The 20,937-nt window shown below is 71.0% G+C and carries 20 protein-coding genes; 10 read left to right on the top strand and 10 right to left on the bottom strand.

Translation table 11 applies throughout. The features are described from left to right. The first annotated feature begins 2 nt into the window (after window positions 1-2). From ACFPCV_RS08590 to ACFPCV_RS08580, 3 genes are read left to right on the top strand one after another with little or no spacing between them, the layout of a single operon-like run. Window positions 3-347, top strand: a complete 345-nt coding sequence (locus tag ACFPCV_RS08590) for a winged helix-turn-helix transcriptional regulator (protein WP_378055510.1) — start codon at window positions 3-5, stop codon at window positions 345-347. Window positions 348-350: 3 nt separating this feature from the next. Then, window positions 351-962 carry a histidine phosphatase family protein gene (locus tag ACFPCV_RS08585; protein ID WP_378055509.1) on the top strand — a complete coding sequence of 204 codons (612 nt, stop codon included), beginning with the start codon at window positions 351-353 and terminating at the stop codon, window positions 960-962. Continuing rightward, complete coding sequence (locus tag ACFPCV_RS08580; protein ID WP_378055508.1) at window positions 955-1,446, top strand: GNAT family N-acetyltransferase; 492 nt, start codon at window positions 955-957, stop codon at window positions 1,444-1,446. The genes ACFPCV_RS08585 and ACFPCV_RS08580 overlap by 8 nt, the downstream gene beginning before the upstream one ends. Before the next feature lie 70 nt (window positions 1,447-1,516). Here ACFPCV_RS08580 and ACFPCV_RS08575 read toward each other — a convergent pair whose 3' ends face one another. Beyond that, window positions 1,517-2,251 carry a S1 family peptidase gene (locus ACFPCV_RS08575; protein WP_378055507.1) on the bottom strand — a complete coding sequence of 245 codons (735 nt, stop codon included), beginning with the start codon at window positions 2,249-2,251 and terminating at the stop codon, window positions 1,517-1,519. Window positions 2,252-2,348: 97 nt separating this feature from the next. Next, window positions 2,349-2,759: a hypothetical protein gene (locus tag ACFPCV_RS08570; protein ID WP_378055506.1), complete on the bottom strand. Its 411-nt coding sequence runs from the start codon at window positions 2,757-2,759 to the stop codon at window positions 2,349-2,351. A gap of 81 nt (window positions 2,760-2,840) precedes the next feature. On the opposite strand from ACFPCV_RS08570, the gene ACFPCV_RS08565 reads away from it, so the two are divergent. Together ACFPCV_RS08565 and ACFPCV_RS08560 are read left to right on the top strand one after the other, a co-directional pair. Further along, entirely contained in the window at window positions 2,841-3,776 is a 936-nt protein-coding gene (locus tag ACFPCV_RS08565; RefSeq protein WP_378055505.1) for a diacylglycerol/lipid kinase family protein, read from the top strand. Window positions 3,777-4,004: 228 nt separating this feature from the next. Continuing rightward, window positions 4,005-4,259, top strand: coding sequence for a WhiB family transcriptional regulator (locus tag ACFPCV_RS08560; RefSeq protein WP_378055504.1), 255 nt, complete (start codon window positions 4,005-4,007; stop codon window positions 4,257-4,259). A gap of 383 nt (window positions 4,260-4,642) precedes the next feature. Here ACFPCV_RS08560 and ACFPCV_RS08555 read toward each other — a convergent pair whose 3' ends face one another. The 5 genes from ACFPCV_RS08555 to ACFPCV_RS08535 all read right to left on the bottom strand — a co-directional run bounded on the left by ACFPCV_RS08555 (window position 4,643) and on the right by ACFPCV_RS08535 (window position 8,542). Then, window positions 4,643-6,133 carry a sensor histidine kinase gene (locus ACFPCV_RS08555; RefSeq protein ID WP_378055503.1) on the bottom strand — a complete coding sequence of 497 codons (1,491 nt, stop codon included), beginning with the start codon at window positions 6,131-6,133 and terminating at the stop codon, window positions 4,643-4,645. A gap of 4 nt (window positions 6,134-6,137) precedes the next feature. Further along, window positions 6,138-6,431, bottom strand: a complete 294-nt coding sequence (rsrA, locus tag ACFPCV_RS08550) for a mycothiol system anti-sigma-R factor (protein WP_378055502.1) — start codon at window positions 6,429-6,431, stop codon at window positions 6,138-6,140. Beyond that, entirely contained in the window at window positions 6,428-7,084 is a 657-nt protein-coding gene (locus ACFPCV_RS08545) for a sigma-70 family RNA polymerase sigma factor (RefSeq protein ID WP_378055501.1), read from the bottom strand. Before ACFPCV_RS08545 ends, rsrA begins: the two co-directional genes overlap by 4 nt. A 91-nt stretch (window positions 7,085-7,175) precedes the next feature. Beyond that, the gene (locus tag ACFPCV_RS08540) at window positions 7,176-7,787 is read right to left on the bottom strand and encodes an alpha/beta hydrolase family protein (RefSeq protein WP_378055500.1); all 612 of its coding nucleotides are present in this window, start codon (window positions 7,785-7,787) and stop codon (window positions 7,176-7,178) included. Further along, a complete protein-coding gene (locus ACFPCV_RS08535) occupies window positions 7,784-8,542 on the bottom strand; it encodes an SOS response-associated peptidase (RefSeq protein ID WP_378055499.1) in 759 nt (252 codons plus the stop codon). The genes ACFPCV_RS08540 and ACFPCV_RS08535 overlap by 4 nt, the downstream gene beginning before the upstream one ends. An 81-nt stretch (window positions 8,543-8,623) precedes the next feature. On the opposite strand from ACFPCV_RS08535, the gene aroA reads away from it, so the two are divergent. The 3 genes from aroA (at window position 8,624) to ACFPCV_RS08520 (ending at window position 11,896) form a co-directional block, all read left to right on the top strand. Continuing rightward, window positions 8,624-9,892, top strand: coding sequence for a 3-phosphoshikimate 1-carboxyvinyltransferase (gene aroA, locus ACFPCV_RS08530; protein WP_378055498.1), 1,269 nt, complete (start codon window positions 8,624-8,626; stop codon window positions 9,890-9,892). A gap of 7 nt (window positions 9,893-9,899) precedes the next feature. Next, window positions 9,900-10,925, top strand: coding sequence for a ribosome small subunit-dependent GTPase A (gene rsgA / locus ACFPCV_RS08525; RefSeq protein WP_378055497.1), 1,026 nt, complete (start codon window positions 9,900-9,902; stop codon window positions 10,923-10,925). Between the two features lie 131 nt (window positions 10,926-11,056). Then, window positions 11,057-11,896, top strand: a complete 840-nt coding sequence (locus tag ACFPCV_RS08520; RefSeq protein ID WP_378055496.1) for an SCO4651 family lipoprotein — start codon at window positions 11,057-11,059, stop codon at window positions 11,894-11,896. A 53-nt stretch (window positions 11,897-11,949) separates the two neighbouring features. Here ACFPCV_RS08520 and ACFPCV_RS08515 read toward each other — a convergent pair whose 3' ends face one another. The 3 genes from ACFPCV_RS08515 to ACFPCV_RS08505 form a co-directional block, all read right to left on the bottom strand. Further along, window positions 11,950-12,732: an alpha/beta fold hydrolase gene (locus ACFPCV_RS08515; RefSeq protein ID WP_378055495.1), complete on the bottom strand. Its 783-nt coding sequence runs from the start codon at window positions 12,730-12,732 to the stop codon at window positions 11,950-11,952. 62 nt (window positions 12,733-12,794) lie between these two features. After that, window positions 12,795-15,977 (bottom strand): S8 family serine peptidase, encoded by a 3,183-nt coding sequence (locus ACFPCV_RS08510; protein WP_378055494.1) that lies wholly within the window; start codon window positions 15,975-15,977, stop codon window positions 12,795-12,797. A 60-nt stretch (window positions 15,978-16,037) separates the two neighbouring features. Continuing rightward, window positions 16,038-19,268 (bottom strand): S8 family serine peptidase, encoded by a 3,231-nt coding sequence (locus ACFPCV_RS08505; RefSeq protein ID WP_378055493.1) that lies wholly within the window; start codon window positions 19,266-19,268, stop codon window positions 16,038-16,040. Window positions 19,269-19,459: 191 nt separating this feature from the next. Here ACFPCV_RS08505 and ACFPCV_RS08500 point away from each other — a divergent pair, with 191 nt between their 5' ends. Both ACFPCV_RS08500 and ACFPCV_RS08495 read left to right on the top strand, forming a co-directional pair. Then, window positions 19,460-19,960: a SigE family RNA polymerase sigma factor gene (locus tag ACFPCV_RS08500; RefSeq protein ID WP_378055492.1), complete on the top strand. Its 501-nt coding sequence runs from the start codon at window positions 19,460-19,462 to the stop codon at window positions 19,958-19,960. Continuing rightward, a complete protein-coding gene (locus ACFPCV_RS08495; RefSeq protein ID WP_378055491.1) occupies window positions 19,957-20,931 on the top strand; it encodes an LCP family protein in 975 nt (324 codons plus the stop codon). Before ACFPCV_RS08500 ends, ACFPCV_RS08495 begins: the two co-directional genes overlap by 4 nt. Window positions 20,932-20,937 lie beyond the last annotated feature (6 nt).

Below are 20,937 nucleotides of genomic sequence, written 5' to 3'. Positions count from 1 at the left end.
GCATGACGGCACATGGCCCGTACTCGTGCGGCCTCGACGCGGCCCTCGACATCGTCGGCGGGAAGTGGAAGTCGCTCATCCTGTGGGCACTCGCGGAGACACCCGCGCTGCGGTTCGGCGAGCTGCGGCGTGAGGTCGCGGGCATCACGGAGAAGATGCTGATCCAGCAACTGCGGCAGATGGAGGCGGACGGCTTGATCCACCGCGAGGTGTACCGGGAGGTGCCGCCGAGGGTCGAGTACTCGGTGACGGACTTCGGCCGGTCCCTCAACGAGGCGCTGACCCCGCTCGGCGACTGGGGCGAGCGGCACATGCAGCGGATCGCCGGCCGGGAGGCGAGACTGTAGATCATGACCGGACTCCTGTACCTGCTCCGCCACGGCGAGACAGAGTGGTCGCGCAGCGGGCAGCACACCAGCCGCACCGATCTCCCGCTCACCCCCAACGGGGAGAAGCGGGCGCGGGACGCGGGCTCGATGATCGCCGGCCTGCGCGAGGACCGGCCGCTGGCGTTGGTGATGTCGTCACCGAGGCAGCGCGCGGTGCGCACGGCCGAACTCGCGGGCCTGACGGTCACGGACCTGACGGAGGACGTCGCGGAGTGGGACTACGGCGACTACGAGGGCCTTTCGACGCCGAAGATCCGCGAGACGGTGCCGGGCTGGACGGTGTGGTCACACGTGACGCCCGGCGGCGAGTCCGCTCCCGAGGTCGGCGCACGGGCGGCCGCGGTGGTCGCGCGGGTGCGTGCCGTGCTGCCGGAGGGCGACGTGGTCCTGGTGGGGCACGGGCATTTCAGCCGCGTACTGGTCGCGACCTGGCTCGGCCTGCCACCGGCCTCCGGTGTCCACTTCGCACTGGACGCGGCGGCGATCTCGGTCCTCGGCGAGGAACGCGGCGAGCCGCAGATCAAGCGACTGAACGTACCTCCGCTGCCGGAGCGAGGTTTCCACGATGACTGAGGTGCGCAGGATCGCTCCGTCCGATGTGGACGCCGTGGTGGGGCTGGTGCACGACCTCGCCGCCCACGAGAAGGCACCGGACGAGTGCCACCTGACGCCCGAACAACTGCACGCGGCGCTGTTCGGTCCCACCCCGTCGCTGTATGGCCACGTGGCCGAGGTGGACGGTGCGGTGGCGGGTTTCACGTTGTGGTTCCTGAACTTCTCCACGTGGCGCGGCACGCACGGGATCTACCTGGAGGACCTGTACGTGCGCAGGGAACACCGCGGTTCTGGGCTGGGGGTCGCACTGCTGAAGGCGCTGGCTCAGGAATGCGTGCGACAGGGCTATGCGCGCCTGGAATGGTCGGTACTGCGATGGCTGACCCCGACGATCGAGTTCTACGAATCCATCGGCGCGGTCCCCCTGGACGAGTGGAAGACCTACCGCCTCACCGACGAACCACTACGCGCCCTCGCCAGGCGACGTCCGCCGACGCCCTGAAAGACGCTTCCGGGTCACTGAGCGTCCCGAAAGCGTCTTTCAGGGCATGGCCTGACAACGGCGTGCTTTCTCAGACTCCCGCGATACCGGCGATCCAGTCGCGGTACACGGTGATGTTGCCGTACGCGGTGAAGGTCTGCCGGTCACTGGTGGACGCGACGCCGACCTGCACGTACGAGCCATCCGGCGCGGTGGCGAACATCGGGCCGCCCGAGTCACCGCCCGCCGTGATGCCGTCGACGCGGTTCGCGCACACCGCGGTGCCGCCGCGGTAGTCGGCGCAGTTCACCGAGCTGACCGCGACGTTCGCGACCTTCAGCAGCTGCGACTGGCACTCGATCTCCGGGCGGTCGGTGCACGTCGCGCCCCAGCCGTACACCTGTACGGTCTCGCCGACCTCGACCGCGTCGGCGTTGCCGAGCGGTGAGTACGTCGCCTCCACCGCGCGGTCCAGCTCGACCAGGGCCAGGTCCGCGCCCGGGTGCGTGTGGATCGCGACACCCGTCGCCTGCTCGCCCTGGGTCTGGTCCAGGCTCCCGATGTTGAACGTGTAGGTCCCGCTGCCTGCGACGCAGTGCTCGGCGGTCAGGATCCACGTCGGCGCGATGATCGTCGCCGAGCAGTTCTCCTGGCCGTTCACGAACAGCCGGGCCGCCCACGGGCCTGATGTGGCGTTGCCGCCATCGATGATCGTCGGGCCCACGTCCCCGGTCGGCACGTCGGCGTTCGCCGTCGCTCCGCCGAGCACACCGAATGCGGCCAACGCCGCACCCGCCAGGGCCGCCCCGACACGACCGATACGCATGCAGATCACCTCGTAACCGCGACGCTTGGGTCGCGGAGCAGGGACTAACAAGGACCCTCACAGGGTCACCCCAACGAGTGATTACCACTACCCGCCGTTAGTCGGGATCCTCGTCCAGTCCCTGCGGGTCCTCCGCCCACACCCGGGCCCGCGTGTTGAAGAGCAGGTACAGCACCAGCACCGACAGCCCGGCCACCGGGAGGCCGTACTCGGGCCGGTCGGACGGGCCCATCGCGTACCAGGCGACGCCGAGCAGCAGGATCTGGATCACCGTGATCGGGCTGCGCACCCCGCGTTTACCCAGGAAGAGCGCTATTCCGCAGCCGAGGACGGCGCCACCGAGCACCCCGAAGTACGCGGCCTCGCCGTACAGGTTGCCGATGGTCCGCGCCCCCGAGAACGCCCTGATCAGCAGCGCCACCGCGAACCCGACACCGACCAGGCCCTGCAGGACCACGAGCACGCCGGCGCCGCGGACGGTCTTCGGGGCGTCGGTCTCGATGCGCACGGGAGGCCTTCCAGGAGCGGGGACGGACAGACGCCCTTGATCCTAATGCTCCATCCGGGCGGCACTGGCTACCCTGCGGTTATGCGTGCAGTGCTGGTGGTGAACCCCAAGGCGACCGCGACCACCGCGGCCGGCCGGGACGTGCTGGCGCACGCACTGGCCAGCCAGGTGAAACTCGACGTGCTGGAGACCGACTACCGCGGCCACGCCATGGCGGCGGCCGCGCAGGCGATGGTCGACGGCGCCGACCTGGTGGTCGCCCACGGGGGTGACGGCACGGTCAACGAGGTGGTGAACGGGCTGCTCGCGAGCGGGCCCGGCAGCTCGGTGCCGATGCTGGGGATCGTGCCCGGCGGGTCGGCGAACGTCTTCGCGCGTTCGCTCGGGCTGCCGCGCGACCCCGTCGACGCGACCTACCAGCTGCTGCACGCGCTCGAGAACGGCACGCGCAGGCGGGTCGGGCTCGGCCGGGTCGAGGCGGGCTCCCCCGGCGAGGCGCCGAGGTGGTTCACGTTCAGCGCGGGGGTCGGGTGGGACGCGGACGTCGTCGCCGAGGTCGACCGGAAACGTGGCAAGAAGGCGAGCCCCGCGCTGTACACGCGGGTGGCGCTCACCCAGTACCTCAAACCGGCGCACGGGCAGCCGCAGCTCACCGTGGAGATTCCCGGGATCGAGCCGGTCGCCGGGCTTCGGCTGGTGTTCGTGTCCAACACGGATCCGTGGACCTATCTCGGGACGCGGCCGATCCACCTGAACCGCGGCACGCGGTTCGACGCGGGGCTGGGTGTTTTCGCCTTGCACAGCCTGGCTCTACCGACAGTGGCCAAGCACCTTCGACAGGCGGTCAGCCGGAAGGGTGAGACCCGGGGACGGAAACTGCTCCGGCACGACGACGTCCCCGGTATGCGGATCACGAGCGCGACGCCGGTGCGCGTGCAGTGCGACGGCGACCTCATCGGCGAGCGGACCTGCGTTGAAATTGCTTCTGTGAAGCATGCTCTCACCGTCGTCGGGTAGTCCTTCCCAGACCCGCACCGAGTGCCGAACCACGAGACACAGCTGTGACCTGATTGTTGCTCTCCGCAGCTACAGGCCTCTGACGTCGAGCTTTCGGGTGAGTTCACGCACTCGGTGATGAAGAGGTCTTGACATATCGCTGGTTCGTGAAAGCATTCACAAGCACCCCAACGACCGGTTGACGACTAGAGGCGCACCGGAACGCGCCCAAGCGAGGAGCAAGTAGAAATGGACTGGCGCCACAACGCTGCCTGCCGTGACGAGGACCCCGAGCTGTTCTTCCCTGTGGGAACAAGTGGTCCGGCGATTCTGCAGGTTGCTCAGGCGAAAGCCGTTTGCCATCGCTGCCCCGTCGCTTCCGACTGCCTGACCTGGGCGCTTCAAAGCGGTCAGGACGCGGGCGTCTGGGGCGGGATGAGTGAGGACGAGCGCCGCGCGCTCAAGCGCCGCAACGCGCGTACCCGCACTCGCAGCAACGCCTGAATCCGCAGTACGAGAGTCGCCAAGGCCCGGTGCCGAATAGGTACCGGGCCTTTGTGTGTCCTGAATACGCGGGCTTCCGCAATGACCGCGTAGTCGCGGAACCGGCGGATCGAATGGTCTTCCGACAGCCGGTGACCACGTTGTTCGAAGTTTCCGCTCGCCTGGCAGGCCGGAACGGCCCTGACCACCGGCGTTCGCGTGGCTGTCGCCGGGTCGGCCTCCGGCCCCCGGTTTCCACGCTACGGCAGGGCACCGACATTTTCGGGGCCGTGCGGTGGGTGTTGTGGACAACCGGCCCGCTGTGGACAACCCCGTGCTCACGCGGCGGAATTGTCGGTGGCCGCCGCTACGCTGGGAATCGGGGGGCCGGCGGCCGCCCCAGGTCAGCGGCGGTGGGACAGCGGGACGCGCAGCGAGGCTTCCGTGCCGCCCCTTTGCCTGGTGCGCAACGACAGTGAGCCACGCAGCTCGGACTCCACCAGTGTGCGCACGATCTGCAGACCAAGCCCGTTCGAGCGTTCCAGGGAGAAACCGCGTGGCAGGCCCCGGCCGTCGTCGGTGACCAGAACGTCCAGCCAGCGGGCCGAACGTTCCGCCGACACCACGACCTCACCGCTCGCACCGGCGGGATAGGCGTGTTCGACCGCGTTCTGGACCAGTTCGGTCAGCACCATCACCAGCGGGGTCGCGACCTCCGCGGCCACCACGCCGAACTGGCCGGTGCGGCGGACCCGGACGTGGTTCTCCGCCACCGCCACATCGCCGACCACCGGGATCACCTTGTCCACCAACGAGTTCAGGTCCACCCGCTCGTCGACCGACGTGGACAGCGACTCGTGCACCATCGCGATCGCCGAGACCCGGCGGACCGACTCGCCGAGCGCGGCGCGGGCCTCCTCGCTCGCCGTGCGGCGGGACTGCAGGCGCAGCAGCGCGGCCACCGTCTGCAGGTTGTTCTTCACGCGGTGGTGGATCTCGCGGATCGTCGCGTCCTTCGACATCAGCGCGCGGTCGCGGCGGCGGACCTCCGTCACGTCGCGCACCAGCACCAGCGCGCCCGCCGCCTTGCCGCCGGGACGCAGTGGCAGCGCGCGGAACAGCACCGCGGCGCCACGACCCGACTCCGCTTCCGCGCGCATGGACGGCTGACCGTCCAGCGCCGCGAGGATGCGCTGCGCTATCTCCGTCGCGTCGAACGGGTCCGCGATCAGGCCCCTCGTCAACGGGGCCAGGCGGACGCCGACCAGTTCCGCGGGGTGCCCCATGCGGTGGTACGCCGACTGGGCGTTCGGGGACGCGAACACCACCGCGCCCGTCGGGTCCAGGCGGATCAAACCGTCACCCACCCGAGGGGAGGTGTGCACGTCCGCGGCGGGCTCGGAGGTCGGGAAGGTGCCGTCCGCGACCATCTGGCACAGGTCGGCCGCGATGCCGAGGTACGCGATCTCCAGCGACGAGGGCACCCTCGGCACCGCCAGGTCGGTCTCGCGGGACAGGACGGCGATGACGCGGTCGTCGTAGGTGACCGGGATGGTCTCGCGGCGGACCGGTACGCCCAGGTACCACGAGGGGTCCTCCTCGCGGCACACCCTGCCGTCGAGCATCGCCCTGCGCAGCTGCGGGTGTTCCGCCACGGCGACCCGGCTGCCGACCACGTCCTCGGGGTGCGCGGTCGGCGCGGTCGTCGCGCGGGCCTGGGCCACGCACAGGAACTCGTCGAGTGCCGCACCCTCGCCGACCGGCACCCACATCAGCAGGTCGGCGAAGGAGAGGTCGGACAGCAGCTGCCACTCGGCGACGACCATCTGGAGGTGGTCGACCTCGCCACCGGACAGCTTCGTGTGCTCCGCGAGAAGATCTGAAAGTGTCGACAACGGGCTACGGGGTGTCGGACTTCTGCACCGGCACGCCGCCCTGGTCCACGACCGTCTTCCTGATCTCGTCGCGGAGCCGCTGCTTCAGGGAGTCGGGGGCGTGTTCACCACCGCACTTGCGGGCGAGCAGCACCTTCAGGTGCTCCTCGATGCCGAACTGCTCAAGGCAGGGACTGCACTCGTCGAGGTGCTGCTCCAGCAGCCGGCGGCGCTTGTCGTCGCACTCGTGGTCCAGGAAGAGCCACACTTCGGACAACACCTCCGAGCAGTCGGTCTCATGGTGTTCGCCGCAGCTCATGATCCCGTCACCTCGTGCTTGGCCGACCGCAGAAACCCGCGGTCCCGTGCGACCCCGGCAAGCTGGTCGCGGAGTTGCCGGCGGCCACGGTGCAGTCGAGACATCACCGTTCCGATCGGCGTGTGCATTATCTCCGCGATCTCCTTGTAGGCGAAGCCCTCGACGTCGGCGAGGTACACCGCGAGCCGGAAGTCCTCCGGGAGCTGCTGCAGTGCCTCCTTCACGTCGTTGTCGGGCAGGCGGTCCATCGCCTCGATCTCGGCGGACCGCAACCCGGACGACGTGTGCGACTCGGCCTGCGCGAGCTGCCAGTCGGTGATCTCGTCGGTCGGGGACTGCAGAGGTTGGCGCTGCCGCTTCCGGTACCCGTTGATGTAGGTGTTCGTGAGGATGCGGTAGAGCCAGGCCTTCAGGTTGGTACCGGCCGAGAAGGACGCGAAGGCGGCGTACGCCTTGAGGTAGGTCTCCTGGACCAGGTCCTCGGCGTCGGCCGGGTTGCGCGTCATCCGCAGCGCGGCGGAGTACAGCTGGTCCAGCAGCGGCATGGCGTCACGCTCGAAGCGCTCTGCCCGCTCCTGCTCGGTCTCAGCCTGAGGTGTTGGCTGGGTTTCGGTGCTCGGCACCGTGCTCCCTTCCAGTCGGAACTGTCCCATCATCGGAATCGCATAGGACCCCTGTGAGGATACGCGTCGAGTCTGAGTCAGCACGTCACGCATAACGCAGGGTCACCCCGGGACATTCCGCTCAGTCCAGCGGCCGCAGGATCCGGCCCAGCCACTCCTCCACGGTCCGGGAGAGGCCCTTGGCGTCGCGTTTCAGCGAGTGGTCACCAGGCATGACGACGATTTCGCGGTGCGACCCGGGGCCGGGCATGCCGAACGGGTCCGACTCGCCCTGTACCACCAAAGTGGGCACGGTCACCCCATCCAGTTCCGCCATCCGGGACTTCTCCGGCCTGCCCGGCGGGTGCACCGGGAACGCCAGGCACAGGACCGCCACCGCGAGCCCCTCCTCGGAGGTGCGGCAGGCCACCCGCGCACCGGACGACCGGCCACCGAACACGAGCGGCAACTCGTGGAACCATTCGTGTGACAGCCGTTCGACCACCGTCAGCCACGCCGTGTCGAGCTGCGCGGCCGGGGCGGGCGCGCGACGGCCCGCGACCCGGTAGGGCTGCTCGACCAGCGCGACGTGCACCCCGGCCGCGGTCGCGCCCCGGGTCGCCGCGACCAGGTCGGGAGCACCGACACCGCCGCCCGCGCCGTGCCCGAGCAGCAGCCCGGCACGGCCCTCGGGGGCGCAGTGCAGCTCGGCGCGGGCGGGCCCGTGCGGGGTGTCGACGGTCAGCGTGGTCATGACGGGTTGTCGAACAGGGTGATGTCGGCCTTGTCCTCGTCGCGTTCGAGCAGGCCGGGGCCGTTGTTGCGGACGTTGTTGACCTTGGTGGACACGGGCCTCAGCTCCAGCGACTCCACGAGGTCCAGCGGCGGCGGCGTGGTCAGCAACTCGTCGACCTCGCCGACGTCCGGGTCCAGCCAGGCCGCCCACTGGTCCTCGGTCATCAGCAGCGGCATCCGGTCGTGGATGTCCGCGAGCGGGCCGACCGCGTCGGTGGTGAGCACGGCGGTGCTGACGACCGGTGGCGCGTCCTTGACCGCCGGGTCCCGCCACACCGACCACAGACCGGCCATCGCGAGGCTCCTGCCGTCCGGCCGGGTCATGAAGAACGGCTGCTTGACCTTGCCCTCCCGGCGCCACTCGTACCAGCCGTCGGCGGGCACGAGGCACCGGCGCTTGGCGACCGACGTGCGGAACGCCGAGGTCGTGGCCGCTTTCTCGGCACGTGCGTTGATCATCCGGGAACCGATGGACAGGTCCTTCGCCCACACCGGCACCAGCCCCCAGCGCATCACGCGCAGGCTGCGCACGGTGGTCGACGGGTCCGCGTCGCCCTCCTCGTCCCGTGGGTGCCGCTGCACGACCGCGACCACGTCCTTGGTTGGCGCCACGTTGTAGTCCGTCGCGGGCGCCTGGTCCCCGGTCGCGTCGAGCGCGTCGAACTCGGCGGCCAGCGTGGCCGGGTCCTTCGTGGCGGCATATCTCCCGCACACCTCGATCACCTCCTGCCGAAATGGTGCCAGGCACCACCGACAGTCTGCACCGTCCGCGGCTTCATGCGGGATCATGCACGCATGACACAGACCTGGGCCGCACCGTCCGCGACCGAGCCCGTCCGTGCCACCGTGGCCGTGCCGGGCTCCAAGTCGATCACGAACCGGGCGCTGCTGCTCGCCGCGCTGAGCGAGCGCGGCGGCACGCTGACCGGTGCGCTACGCAGCCGCGACAGCCTGCTGATGATCGAAGCGCTGCGCGCACTCGGGGTGCCCGTCGACGACAGCGGTGACGTGGTCGTGGTCGCCGCGCATCCCGGGCCGCGCGGCCCGGCACGGGTCGACTGCGGGCTCGCGGGCACGGTCATGCGGTTCGTGCCGCCCGCCGCCGCGATCGCCGACGGCGACATCGGTTTCGACGGCGACCCGAGGGCCCGCGAACGGCCCATGAGCACCGTCCTCGACGCGCTGCGGGCGCTCGGTGCGGACATCGACGGCGACGCGCTGCCGTTCACGCTGCACGGCAAGGGCGGCCTCCCCGGTGGCGCCGTCACGATCGACGCGTCGGCGTCCTCGCAGTTCGTCTCCGGGCTGCTGCTGGCCGGCGCGCGGTACGAGGCGGGGCTGACGGTCCACCACGACGGCAAACCAGTCCCGTCGCTGCCGCACATCGACATGACGGTCCAGATGCTGCGCACGGCCGGGGTGACCGTCGACGACAGCGAGCCGAACACGTGGCGGGTCGAACCGGGCCCGATCGCCGCCCACGACTGGGTGGTGGAGCCGGACCTGTCCAACGCGACCCCGTTCCTGGCCGCCGCCGCGGTGACCGGCGGGTCCGTCACCGTGCCCGACTGGCCGGCGCACACCACCCAGCCGGGTGACGTCTTCGGGGAGATCGCGGCCGGCATGGGCTGCACGGTCACCCGCGACGCGGCCGGGCTGACCGTGCACGGCCCCGGCCGGCTGCAGGGCATCGACGTGGACCTGCACGACGTCGGCGAGCTGACCCCGACCGTCGCCGCGCTGGCCGTGCTGGCCGACGGCCCGAGCGTGCTGCGCGGCATCGCCCACCTGCGCGGGCACGAGACCGACCGGCTCGCCGCGCTGGCCACCGAGATCAACGCACTCGGCGGCGGCGCCACCGAGACCGAGGACGGCCTCGCGATCCGGCCCATGCCCATGCACGCCGGCCGGTGGCACGCCTACGACGACCACCGGATGGCGACCGCGGGCGCGATCGTCGGCCTCGCGGTGCCCGGCATCGAGGTCGACGACATCGCGACCACGGCGAAGACGCTGCCGGACTTCCCGTCGATGTGGGCGCGGATGCTCGGGAACCAGCGGTGAGCGCGGCATGAGCAGGCGCGGCCGGAAGGCGGACTGGGACCGTCTCGACGAGTCCGATGTCCGGGTGCGGCCCGGCAAGGGCACCCGGCCACGCAGCAAGCGCCGACCGGAGCACGCCGACGCGCGTGCCGCGATGGTCGTCGGCGTGGACCGCGGCCGGTGGACGTGCGCGCTGGACGGCAGGCCCGACCAGGAGGTCGTCGCGATGCGGGCCCGCGAGCTGGGCCGCACGCCGATCGTCGTCGGCGACCTGGTGGACCTGGTGGGTGACACGTCCGGGCGGCCGGACACCCTCGCGCGGGTCGTGCGCGTCGCCGACCGCAGCAGCGTCCTGCGCCGCACCGCCGACGACAACGACCCGTACGAGCGGGTGGTGGTGGCGAACGCGCAGCAACTGCTGATCGTGTGCGCGCTCGCCGATCCCCTGCCCCGCACCGGTTTCATCGACCGCTGTCTCGTCGCCGCGTACGCGGGCGGGCTGAAACCAGTGCTGTGCCTGACGAAGTCGGACCTCGCGGGTCCCGAACAGCTCCTCGAGGCGTACGCGGACCTCGAACTGCCGGTGCTGGTCACCCGCAGCGACCAGGAGCCGGACGAGGTGCGCGAACGGCTCACCGACCAGGTGTCCGCACTGGTCGGGCACTCCGGGGTCGGCAAGTCGACGCTGGTCAACAAGCTGGTGCCGGACGCGTTCCGCGCGGTGAGCGCCGTCAGCGCGGTCGGCAAGGGCAGGCACACGTCGACCACCGCGGTCGCGCTGCCGCTGCCCGCCGGCGGCTGGGTCGTGGACACCCCCGGAATCCGCTCGTTCGGCCTCGCGCACATCGGGCCCGGCGACATCGTCGCCGCGTTCCCCGAGTTCGTCGAGCCGGTCGAGGAGTGCCCCGCGCACTGCGGTCACCTCGGCCCGCCGGAGGACCCGGACTGCATGCTCGACGTGGTCACCGCGGCCGGCCAGGCACGGCCGGGCAGGCTCGAGTCGGTGCGCAGGCTGCTCGCCTCCAGAGCGAGACTCGACGAATACGCCGACTAGGGGAACCGAGGGGCTCGCGCGCGTCTCTGACTTCCGTGGCAGGACCGGCAACGGGCACATCCTGCGCACCCGGCGTAGAGGACAGGCCCGTTCGGGCTACCCTGAACGCACAGTCATCAAGGGAGATCAGTATGCGCAAGGCAGGCATTGCCCTGTCCGCGTTCGCGTTGGCAATGACGCTGGGCGCGTGTGGGGACAACGGGGGCTCCGAGGGCGCGGCGTCGAACTCGGGCGGCAACAGCGGCGGCAACGGCGGCTCGGTCGCGGCGGCGAGTCTCGCCGACCTCGCCAAGTCGATCGGCGAGCAGACGTCCGAGACGAACACCGCACACATGAAGATCACCGCGGACGCGGCTGGTCAGAAGCTGTCCGGTGAGGGCGACCTCCGGATGAGCGGCGAGGACGCGGCCATGTCGATGGACATGACCACGCCGGAGGGCACCATCTCGATGGTGCTGGTGGACAAGGTCTTCTACATCAAGCTTCCGCAGGAGCTGGAGCCGGGCAAGTCGTGGGTCAAGATCGACTCGAACGACGACAACCCGCTCGCGCAGGCACTCGGCGGCATGACCGACCAGATGAGCAAGAACGCGGACCCGCGTGCGACGCTCGAGCAGTTCGAGAAGGCCGGTGAGATCACCGACACCAAGGAAGAAGAGCTCGACGGCAAGCAGACCACGCACTACTCGATCACCGTCGACGTCGAGAAGCTGGCCGCGAACCAGGAAGACCCGCAGATGAAGTCCGCGATGGACCAGGCCATCGAGGCCGGCCTCAAGGACTTCCCGGTCGAGGTCTGGATCGACGAGGAAGACCTGCCCGTCCGGATCACGCTGGACATGCCGACGCCGAACCCGGCCACCGGCAAGACCGAGGCGGTCAAGATGCAGATCGACTACACCGACTGGGGCAAGCAGGTGGACATCACCGCGCCGCCGGCCGGAGAGGTCGCCGAGCTGCCCAGCAGCTGACGGCAATTTCGAACCGGAAGAACGCCCCCGCCGCACGGCGGGGGCGTTCTTTCCTATGTGGCGGCGAAGTGCTCGGCCATCAGGTCGTTCACGGTGTCGGGCCGCTCGACGGCGAGCGAGTGCCCCGCGCCGCGCACGGTGACGTGCTTGGCGTTCGCGGCGGTGTCCGCGATCCGCTGCGACAGCTCGGGTGCGTAGGCGTGGTCCTCCGCACCGGACAGCACGAGCAGCGGCACCGTGCACCCGACCAGCTCACCCAGCACCGGCTCGCGGTGCACCACGGCAGCCGCGGCGGTGAGGACCGACTCGTCCAGCGCGGCGAAGTGCCGCCGCCACCGCTGCCGCAACGCGATCCGGCCGGCGAGGGTGGTGTCGCCGAACATGATGTGCAGCAGGTCGTCCACGGTCTCCTGGATGCCCTCGGTGCGCGCGTACCCGAGCAGTGCCTGGAAGCTCTCGACCTGGCCCTCCTCGTCGGCGGACGAGGACAGCACCACCGCGGACCGCACCAGCTCCGGCCGTCGCGCCGCGAGGCGCAGCGCGACGAACCCGCCCATCGAGTTGCCGACGACGTGCGCCGGCCCCAAATCCAGAGCCGTGACCAGCGCGGCGGCGTCCCCCGCGAGGGTGTCCATGTCGACGAGCGGTGAGCGGGCGCTGCGGCCCTGCCCCCGGTGGTCGTAGGTGACGACCCGGTAGCGGCGCCCGAACTCGGCCACCTGCGCGGCGAACATGGTGCGGTCGAAGAACAGCGAGTGGCTCAGCAGGACAGCGGGGCCGGGGCCGCCGGTGTCGTCGTAGCAGAGCGTCGTGCCGTTGACGTCGATGGTGGGCAACGCCGCCCCCTCATGGTCGGTCCAGGACCTTCCCAGTATGGCGGGCGGCGCCGCCCGCGTCGTCACTTCAGCGCATACGCCCTGATCACGGTCTGTCGCTGGGAGTTGCCGTCCCGGTCGGACACACTCGACCGCAGCGAAACGAACTCCGCGTCCGCCGGGTGCGCGACCTGCGCCTTCCACTGGCCGTGGCCACGGGTGACCTTCGCCGCCCGCCACGTCTTCCCGTCGTCGTAGGACACCTCGACGGCCGGGGCGCCGGCCCCTTCGCCGTCGGCCCCGTTGCGCTGCACGTACACCGGGATGGTGAACCGCTTCCCGGCCGGTGCCGCGTTGCGGTCGTCCAGCTCCGGCGCGAACCGCACCGCCGGCAACGGCAACGGGGCCGGTTCCGCCGTGTGCCCGGACGTGAACGTCCACTCCGCGTCGACCTGTGTCGACAGCCGCGCCCCGGTCCGCTCATGGGACGCGCGCAGCGTGTACGCGGCCTCCTCCGGCGCCACGTCGAACACCCCGTACGACGCGGACGGCTGCTCGCCGACGACCTCGCCGTCCCGCAGCAACGTCAGGCTGCCACCACTCGCCGGATACCCGATCCGGCCCGGGTCCTGGTCGGTCAGCAGCGGCAGTTCGACCGCCAGCTGGTCACCCAGACGGCCCGCGGTGTGGTGGGCACCGTGGGGATTCCTCGGCATGGCGGGGCCCCGGACGCCGACGTTCCAGCGTTCCGTCGTGCGCCCCTTCCGGTAGACCTTCGGGTCCAGCTGGAAGCTGTCCGACGCGATCTGCAGCGTCTCCAGGTCGACGACCTCGTAGAAGACGTTCTCCCACGGCACCCCCGGGGTGTAGTACTCGGTGACCGTCGCGGGCAACGCCATGACGAACATGCCCTCGCGCAGGCCGAGCAGGCCGGGGGTGCCCTGCGCGTACCCGGTCCGCACGGTCGCGAGCGCACGGTCCTCGACCCGCCACCGCAGCTGTTCCGGCACGCGGCCGGTCTCGCTGTGCCGCAGGTGGTACAGGTACGGGCTGTCGTTGTAGAACGGGCCGTTCGGTTTGGCCAGGTGGGTGTCGAAGGAGATGCCGAACCCGTCTTCGGTGGTGGTGGACGGGCGCACGAAGTAGTCGTCGAGCGAGGACAGGTGCAGCGACGTGGTGCCGGTGCCCCACGCGGACACGGCCGAGTGCTGGATCACCGACTGGGCGGACTTGGCGGTCGGCTCGTCGACGGTGAAGCCGACGGGCCTCGCCTCCCGCGCGTCGACGGTGAACGACGTGTCGCCATCGACGGTGAACGACGGTTCGATGATGTCGGCGAAGCGGAAGTCCTCGGCGTCCCTCGGCGTGTAGACGCTGGCCGAGAGGTTGTACCGGCCCTTCGGCATGCGGGCGACGACCGTGCCGTCCGCATCCCACGGCGCGACCGCGACCTGCTGGTCGAGCCCCAGGAACGACAGCAGGTACGTTTCGGTTGGCGCGCCGTCGAAGTCGAGCACGTCGACCGTCACCGAGTAGCTCTCGACCTCGCGTTCCACGGCGATCGGGGTGCGGACGCGCTGGTCACCGCCGGTCGCCGTGATCGCGCCGGTGTACCGGCCGTCGGGTGCCTCGACGCGGGTGTCGGTGGTGACGGTCGCGCTCGCCTGTCCGCCGGCGGGGACGGTCAGCCGCGCCGGTTCGAGCGTGAACATCCCTCGTGGAGCGGCGTCGACGTCAGCCGCGAGGTCGAGGGTGACCGGCTCGGTGCCGGAGTTGGTGTAGGTCAACGTCTTCGTGCTCGGCTGGTCGTCGTCGTGGGGCCACTGCGCGATCCCGTTGTCGATGCTCGCGGGGGTCGCGAAGACGGTGGACGTCGTGGCGGCCGCCACGTCGACCCGGCCCGCGCCCTGCTCGAACACGCTCAGCTCGGTGTTCGGCCTCGCGCTGCCCATGAGGGTGCCCTTGAGCTGGTCCGCGGACCAGTCCGGGTGCTGGGCGGCGAGGATCGCCGCCGCACCGGCGACGTGCGGCGCGGCCATGGACGTGCCGGACATCGACACGTACCCGTCGGCCGCGGGCTCGCCGAGCACCCCGTTCCTCGCTTTCGCCGCGACGATGTCCACGCCCGGTGCGGTGATGTCGGGCTTCAGCCCGTTGTCGCCCAGGCGTGGACCGCGGCTGGAGAAGTCGGCCAGCCGGTCGGTGCGGTCCACGGCACCGACGGTCAAGGCCGCGTCGGCGGCGCCGGGGCTGCCGACGCTCCCCTCACCGGGACCGCTGTTGCCTGAGGAGACCACGAACAACGCGCCGGTCTCGGCGGTGAGCCGGTTGACGGCCTGCGACATCGGGTCGGTGCCGTCGCTGCCGAAGAACGAGCCGAGGCTCATGTTGATCACGTCCGCGCCGCTGCCGACGGCCCACTCCATGCCCGCGATGATCCACGACTCCTGGCCGCTGCCGAAGTCGTCGAGCACCTTTCCGTTGAGCAGCTCGGCATCCGGCGCGACGCCGCGGTACGGGTCACCGCCGCCGGTGATGATCGACGCGACGTGCGTGCCGTGGCCGAACCGGTCGTCCTCGGTGTCGCTGTCGGTGAAGTTCTCGGCGTCGACCACGGCGCCGGACAGGTCCGGGTGCGTCGCGTCGACACCCGAGTCGAGCACGGCCACGGTCGCGCCTTCACCGGTGTGGCCCGCGGCCCACGCGGCCGGTGCGCCGATCTGCGGTACGGAGTGGTCGAGGCTCGCCCTGACGGGACCGTCGAGCCAGACCTTGTCGGCCCGCTTGGCGGTCGGCCAGTAGGCGGCGGACCGGTCGACGGAGATCGCGGCCGCGCTCATCGCGGGCAGCTCACGGCTCACCCGGGCACCCGCGGCCCGCGGGGTGGCACCCGCGTAGTCCACGATCAGCGGCAGCGCCGTACGGGACGCGTCGTCGTAACCGGCGCGGACGAGTTCGGTCACGTCGAACAACCGCGGGTCCAGCTTCCCCTGCGCCAGCAGGGGAAGCGCGTCCGACGGCACCACGTGCGTGTCGCCCTCGGCGTCCTCGCGGACCTGGAACGCGATGTGCTCCCGGCCTCTTGCCGGGAGCACCCGCGCCCCGTACATCCCGCCGACGACGACCTTGTCCCCGGTCAGCAGCGTGACGGTCGGCCCGGTGGCGGGCGCCGTCCCGGCACCCGGTGCGGCTCCCGCCGCCGGTACGACCACGCTCGCGGCAAGAACCGCGGCGAGCAGGCTCCACGGAGCCCGTTTGAGAAACATGTGCCCTCCAGATGGATGTTCGACCGTGGTCAGAACGCCACCTGGAGGGCGTGGGGTTGCCTATGTCAGCGCATACGCCCTGATCACGGTCTGTCGCTGGGAGTTGCCGTCCCGGTCGGACACACTCGACCGCAGCGAAACGAACTCCGCGTCCGCCGGGTGCGCGACCTGCGCCTTCCACTGGCCGTGGCCACGGGTGACCTTCGCCGCCCGCCACGTCTTCCCGTCGTCGTAGGACACCTCGACGGCCGGGGCGCCGGCCCCTTCGCCGTCGGACCCGTTGCGCTGCACGTACACCGGGATGGTGAACCGCTTCCCGGCCGGTGCCGCGTTGCGGTCGTCCAGCTCCGGCGCGAACCGCACCGCCAGCAGCGGGAGGAACACCGGGTCCTCCCCGGCGCTGTGCCCGGACGCGAACGTCCACTCCGCACCGACCTCGGTGGACAGACGGGCGGGCGCGGGCCGCGTCGCGGTCGTGCGCAGCGTGTACTCGGCCCGCTCCGGCGGGAGGAAGGCCTGGAGGCTGCCCACGTACGGTTCCTCCGCGACCACCTCGCCGTCCCGCAGGAGCGTGGTGCTGCCCGCGCTGGTGCCGTAACCGGAACGGCCCCGGCCCTGGTCGCCGAACAGCGACAGGCTGAAACGGGTGTCGTCGCCGAGCCTGCCCGCGAAGTCACCCGCGTACGGGCTGCGCGGGAACGCGGGCCCGAACACACCGAGGTTCCAGGTCTCGGTGGTGGTGCGCCCGGCCCGGAAGGTCCTCGGCTCGGTCTGGTAGATGCCCGTCACCGGCGGGTAGGCCGCCGGATCGGCCATCTCGTCGAACGAGGCGTCCCACGGCACGTCCGGGGTGTAGAACTCGGTGAGCGTCGATGGCAACGGGATCGGCAGGAAGCTCTCCCGCACCCCGATCATGCCGGGGGTGGCCGCTGCGTGCCTGGCGGTGACCTTCGCGAGCTGCCGGTCCTCGACGCGCCATTCCAGGTTCGCCGGCACGCTGCCGTTCTCCGTGTGCCGCAGGTGATACAGGTACGGGCTGCCCTCGAACGAGTCACCGGTCCTCTCCGCCATGCGTGCCTGCGCGGTGAAGGTGAACCTGTCCTTCTTCGTGGTCGTCGACGGTTTGACGGTGAAGTCGTCGAAGGAGCCGACGAACGCCGTCGTACCCGTGTCGCCCCACTCGGTCTCGAGCGCGAACTGGAACAACGCTCTGCCCGCCGCCGCGTTCGGCCTGCCGGTGGTGAACCCGAGCGGCTTGGCCTCGCGCGCGTCGACGGTCAGTTCGGTGTCACCGGTGACGACGAACGAGGGCTCGGCGAACTCGGCGTGGACGTAGTCGTACTCGCCGACCTGCTTCTGGACCGTGGCCTCGAAGTAGAACTCCCCCTTGGGCAGCCGCGCGACGACGGTGCCGGACGGGTCGTGCGGCAGGTACGCCTTGGGGTGGTCGACGTCCACGAACCGGTAGGTGTACAGGTCGGTCGGTTCGCCGTCGTGGTCGACGAAGTTCACCGTGACGTCGTAGCTCTCCACCTCCCGGTTCACGGCGATCGGCGTGCGCACCTCGTGGTCGACACCGGCCGCGGTGATGACGCCGCTGTACAGGCCGTCCTCGGCGTCGGTCCTAGTGTCGGTGGTGACGGTCGTGCTCGCCCGCCCACCTGCCGGGACGGTCAGCCGCGTGGACTCGAACGTGAACATCCCCTGCGGCGCGGGCGATCCGGCCGGCCCGGTGATGTCGGCGGCGAGGTCGAGCGTGACCGGTTCGGTGCCGGTGTTGGTGTAGGTCAACGTCTTCGTGCTCGGCTGGTCGTCGTCGTGCGGCCACTGCGCGATGCCGTTGTTGATGCTCGCGGGGCTCGCGAACACCGTGGCCGTCGTGGCGGCCGCGACGTCGACCCGGCCCGCGCCCTGCTCGAACACGGACAGCTCGTCGTTGGGCCGCGCACTGCCCATGAGGGTCGACTTCAGCTGGTCGGCTGCCCACTCCGGGTGCTGTGCCGCGACGATCGCGGCGGCGCCCGCGACGTGCGGGGCGGCCATCGAGGTGCCGGACAGCGACACGTAACCCTCGCCTGCCGGGTCGCCGATCACGCCGTTGTTCGCCTTGGCGGCCACGATCTCCACGCCGGGCGCGGTGATGTCGGGCTTGACCGCACCGTCCTCCCAGCGCGGGCCGCGGCTGGAGAAGTCGGCGAGCCCGTCGTTGCGGTCCACGGCACCGACGGTCAGCGCGGCGTCGGCCGCCGCCGGGCTGCCGATCGACTCGGCACCCGGTCCGGAGTTGCCCGCGGAGATCACGAACAACGCGCCGGTCTCGGCGGTGATCCGGTTGACCGCCTGCGACATCGGGTCGGTGCCGTCGCTGGGGAACGGGCTGCCGAGGCTCATGTTGACGACGTCGGCACCGCTGGCGGCCGCCCACTCCATGCCCGCGATGATCCACGACTCCTGGCCACCGCCGAAGTCGCCCAGAACCTTTCCGTTGAGCAGCTTGGCATCCGGCGCGACACCCTGGTACGGGTCGCCGTTGCCGGTGATGATCGAGGCCACGTGCGTGCCGTGCCCGAACCGGTCGTCCTCGGTGTCGCTGTCGGTGAAGTTCTCGGCCCGCGTCACCGCGTCGGCCAGGTCCGGATGCGTCACGTCGATACCCGAGTCGAGCACGGCTACCGTCGCGCCCTCGCCGGTGTGCCCGGCGGCCCACGCCTGCGGTGCGCCGATCTGCGGCACCGACTGGTCGAGGCTCGCCGTCACCGGCCCGTCCAGCCACACCTTGTTCGCCCGCCTGGCGGTCGGCCAGTAGGCGGCGGACCGCTCCACGGCCACCGCGGACGCGCCCATCGCGGGCAGCTCACGGCTCACCCGCGCACCCGCCGCCCGCGGGGTGGCACCCGCGTAGTCCACGATCAGCGGCAACGATCCCCGGGACGCGTCGTCGTAGCCCGTGCGGACCAGCTCCGTCACGTCGAACAACCGGGGGTCCAGTTTTCCTTGCGACAGCAGGGAAACCGCGTCCTCCGGGATGACGTGCGTGTCGCCACGCTCGTCCTTCCGGGTGAAGAAGGAGATGTGCTCGCGGCCCTTCGCGGCCCGCACCCGAACCCCGTGCGTGCCGCCGACGGTCACCTTGTCCCCGGTCAGCAGCGTGACGGTCGGTCCGCCCGCCGCCATGCCGGGTGCCACTGTGCCGGGTGCTTCGGTGGCACCGGACGCCCCCGGTGCGGGCACCGCGACGCCCGCGGCGACCGCCGCGGCGAGCAGGCCCGCCCGAGCCCGTTTGTGGATCATCAGCCCTCCAGGATGAACACGGCAACACCTCATCGGCCGCCGCTCCAGCTAGTGATCAGTACGCCACTGACTGTTGCCCGGTTGCTTCGTCCGCGTTTCACGAACCACAAGAGATCCGCGAACGGACTCAACAGAACGACCCCGCTGCGACGTTCTACCGGCGACCGTCAACGACACAGAACGGAGTCGTGGTGCTGGACACCTTCGACCAGTACGTGGTCGACCGGCTCGACCGCCTCCTGCGGTTCGCGACCGCGTTGACCTGCGATCCCCACCTCGCGCAGGACGTGGTTCAGGAGGTGCTCCTGCGGGCGCAGAGGAAGTGGGCGCACATCGGCCCGATGGCGGCGCGGGACTCCTACGTCCGCCGGATGATCGTCAACGAGTACCTCTCGTGGCGGCGGCGCAGAGCCGCACGGGCCGTCTCGCACAGCACGCTGGACGCACTCGGCACGCCGACCGCCGACCCGGCGACGGGCTACGCGGAACGCGACGCCATGCGGGCCAGGATCGCGACACTGCCCCGCAAACAACGCGCAGCACTCATGCTCCGCTACTACGAGGACCGCACCGACGCCGAGATCGCCGAGCTGCTCGGCTGCTCTGCCGGCACGGTCCGCAGCCACATCTCGCGCGCCCTGTCGACCCTGCGCGCCGCACACCAGCACCACGTGAGCGAGGCCTACTCATGAACCAGGACCGCACCGAACAGCTCATCCGCGACGTGTTCGCCGACCAGGCGGCCCGCGCAGTCGACGGCCGCGACGTCCTCGACACACTGCGCGGTGAGCCCAGGCGCCGGTACGGCGTCGTGCTCGCCACCGCGGCCGTGGCGGTGGTCGTCGTCGCGGTCGCCGCTTTCGTGGTGCCCGAGGTGTTCCGCCGCGGCTCGCCGCCACCGCCGGTCGCCGAGCAGCCCCGGCCCGCGGCCGCCGGGCCGACGAGCGTCCTGGTGGGCGGGCTCGACGCCGAGGGCCGCACCGACACGCTCGCGCTCGCGCAGGTCCACGAGGACGGCGCCGTGAGCCTGGTGTCACTGCCGCGCGACTCGTGGGTCCACCTGCCGGAGGGCCCGCCGCTCAGGATCAGCCAGGTCAGGATGTTCTTCGACACCGACAAGCTGCTCGACGTGGTCCGCGACCTGACCGGGGTGCGGCCCGAGCACTACGCGTTCGTCGACATGGCCGCGTTCGCAGACCTCGCCGACGCGGTCGGCGGGGTGCGGGTGTGCCTGAACGCACCCGCCGAGGACCCCTTCGCGGGCGTCGACCTGCCCGCCGGTGAGCAGGTGGTCACCGGGGACGCCGCGCTCGGGTTCGTCCGCCAGCGCCACGGCCTGCCCAACGGCGACCTCGACCGGGTCAGGCGCGCGCAGGTGTTCCTGCAGGGTGTGGTGGCCAAGCTCGGCGACGCCGACCTCACCGAGCTCATCGACGCCGTGGCGGGCAGGCTCCAGAGCGACTCCGGGCTCGACCTCCTCGGCCTCGCCGGGCAGCTGGCCGCGGCACCGTCGCTGCACGTCGGCACGATCCCGGTCATCGACGGCGCACACGAGGTCCCCGGCGCTGGCTCGGTCGTCGCCGTCGACCCCGCCGAGGTCACGTCGTTCGTGGCCGGGCTGCAGGGCACGCCGCCCTCGGACGGCGTGCCCTGTATCAACTGACCGGGT

It is taken from the genome of Actinophytocola glycyrrhizae, assembly GCF_042653545.1.
Taxonomy (GTDB): Bacteria; Actinomycetota; Actinomycetes; order Mycobacteriales; family Pseudonocardiaceae; genus Actinophytocola; species Actinophytocola glycyrrhizae.
Note: the sequence above shows the minus strand (reverse complement) of the source record. Positions and strands in the feature narration are given on the sequence as shown.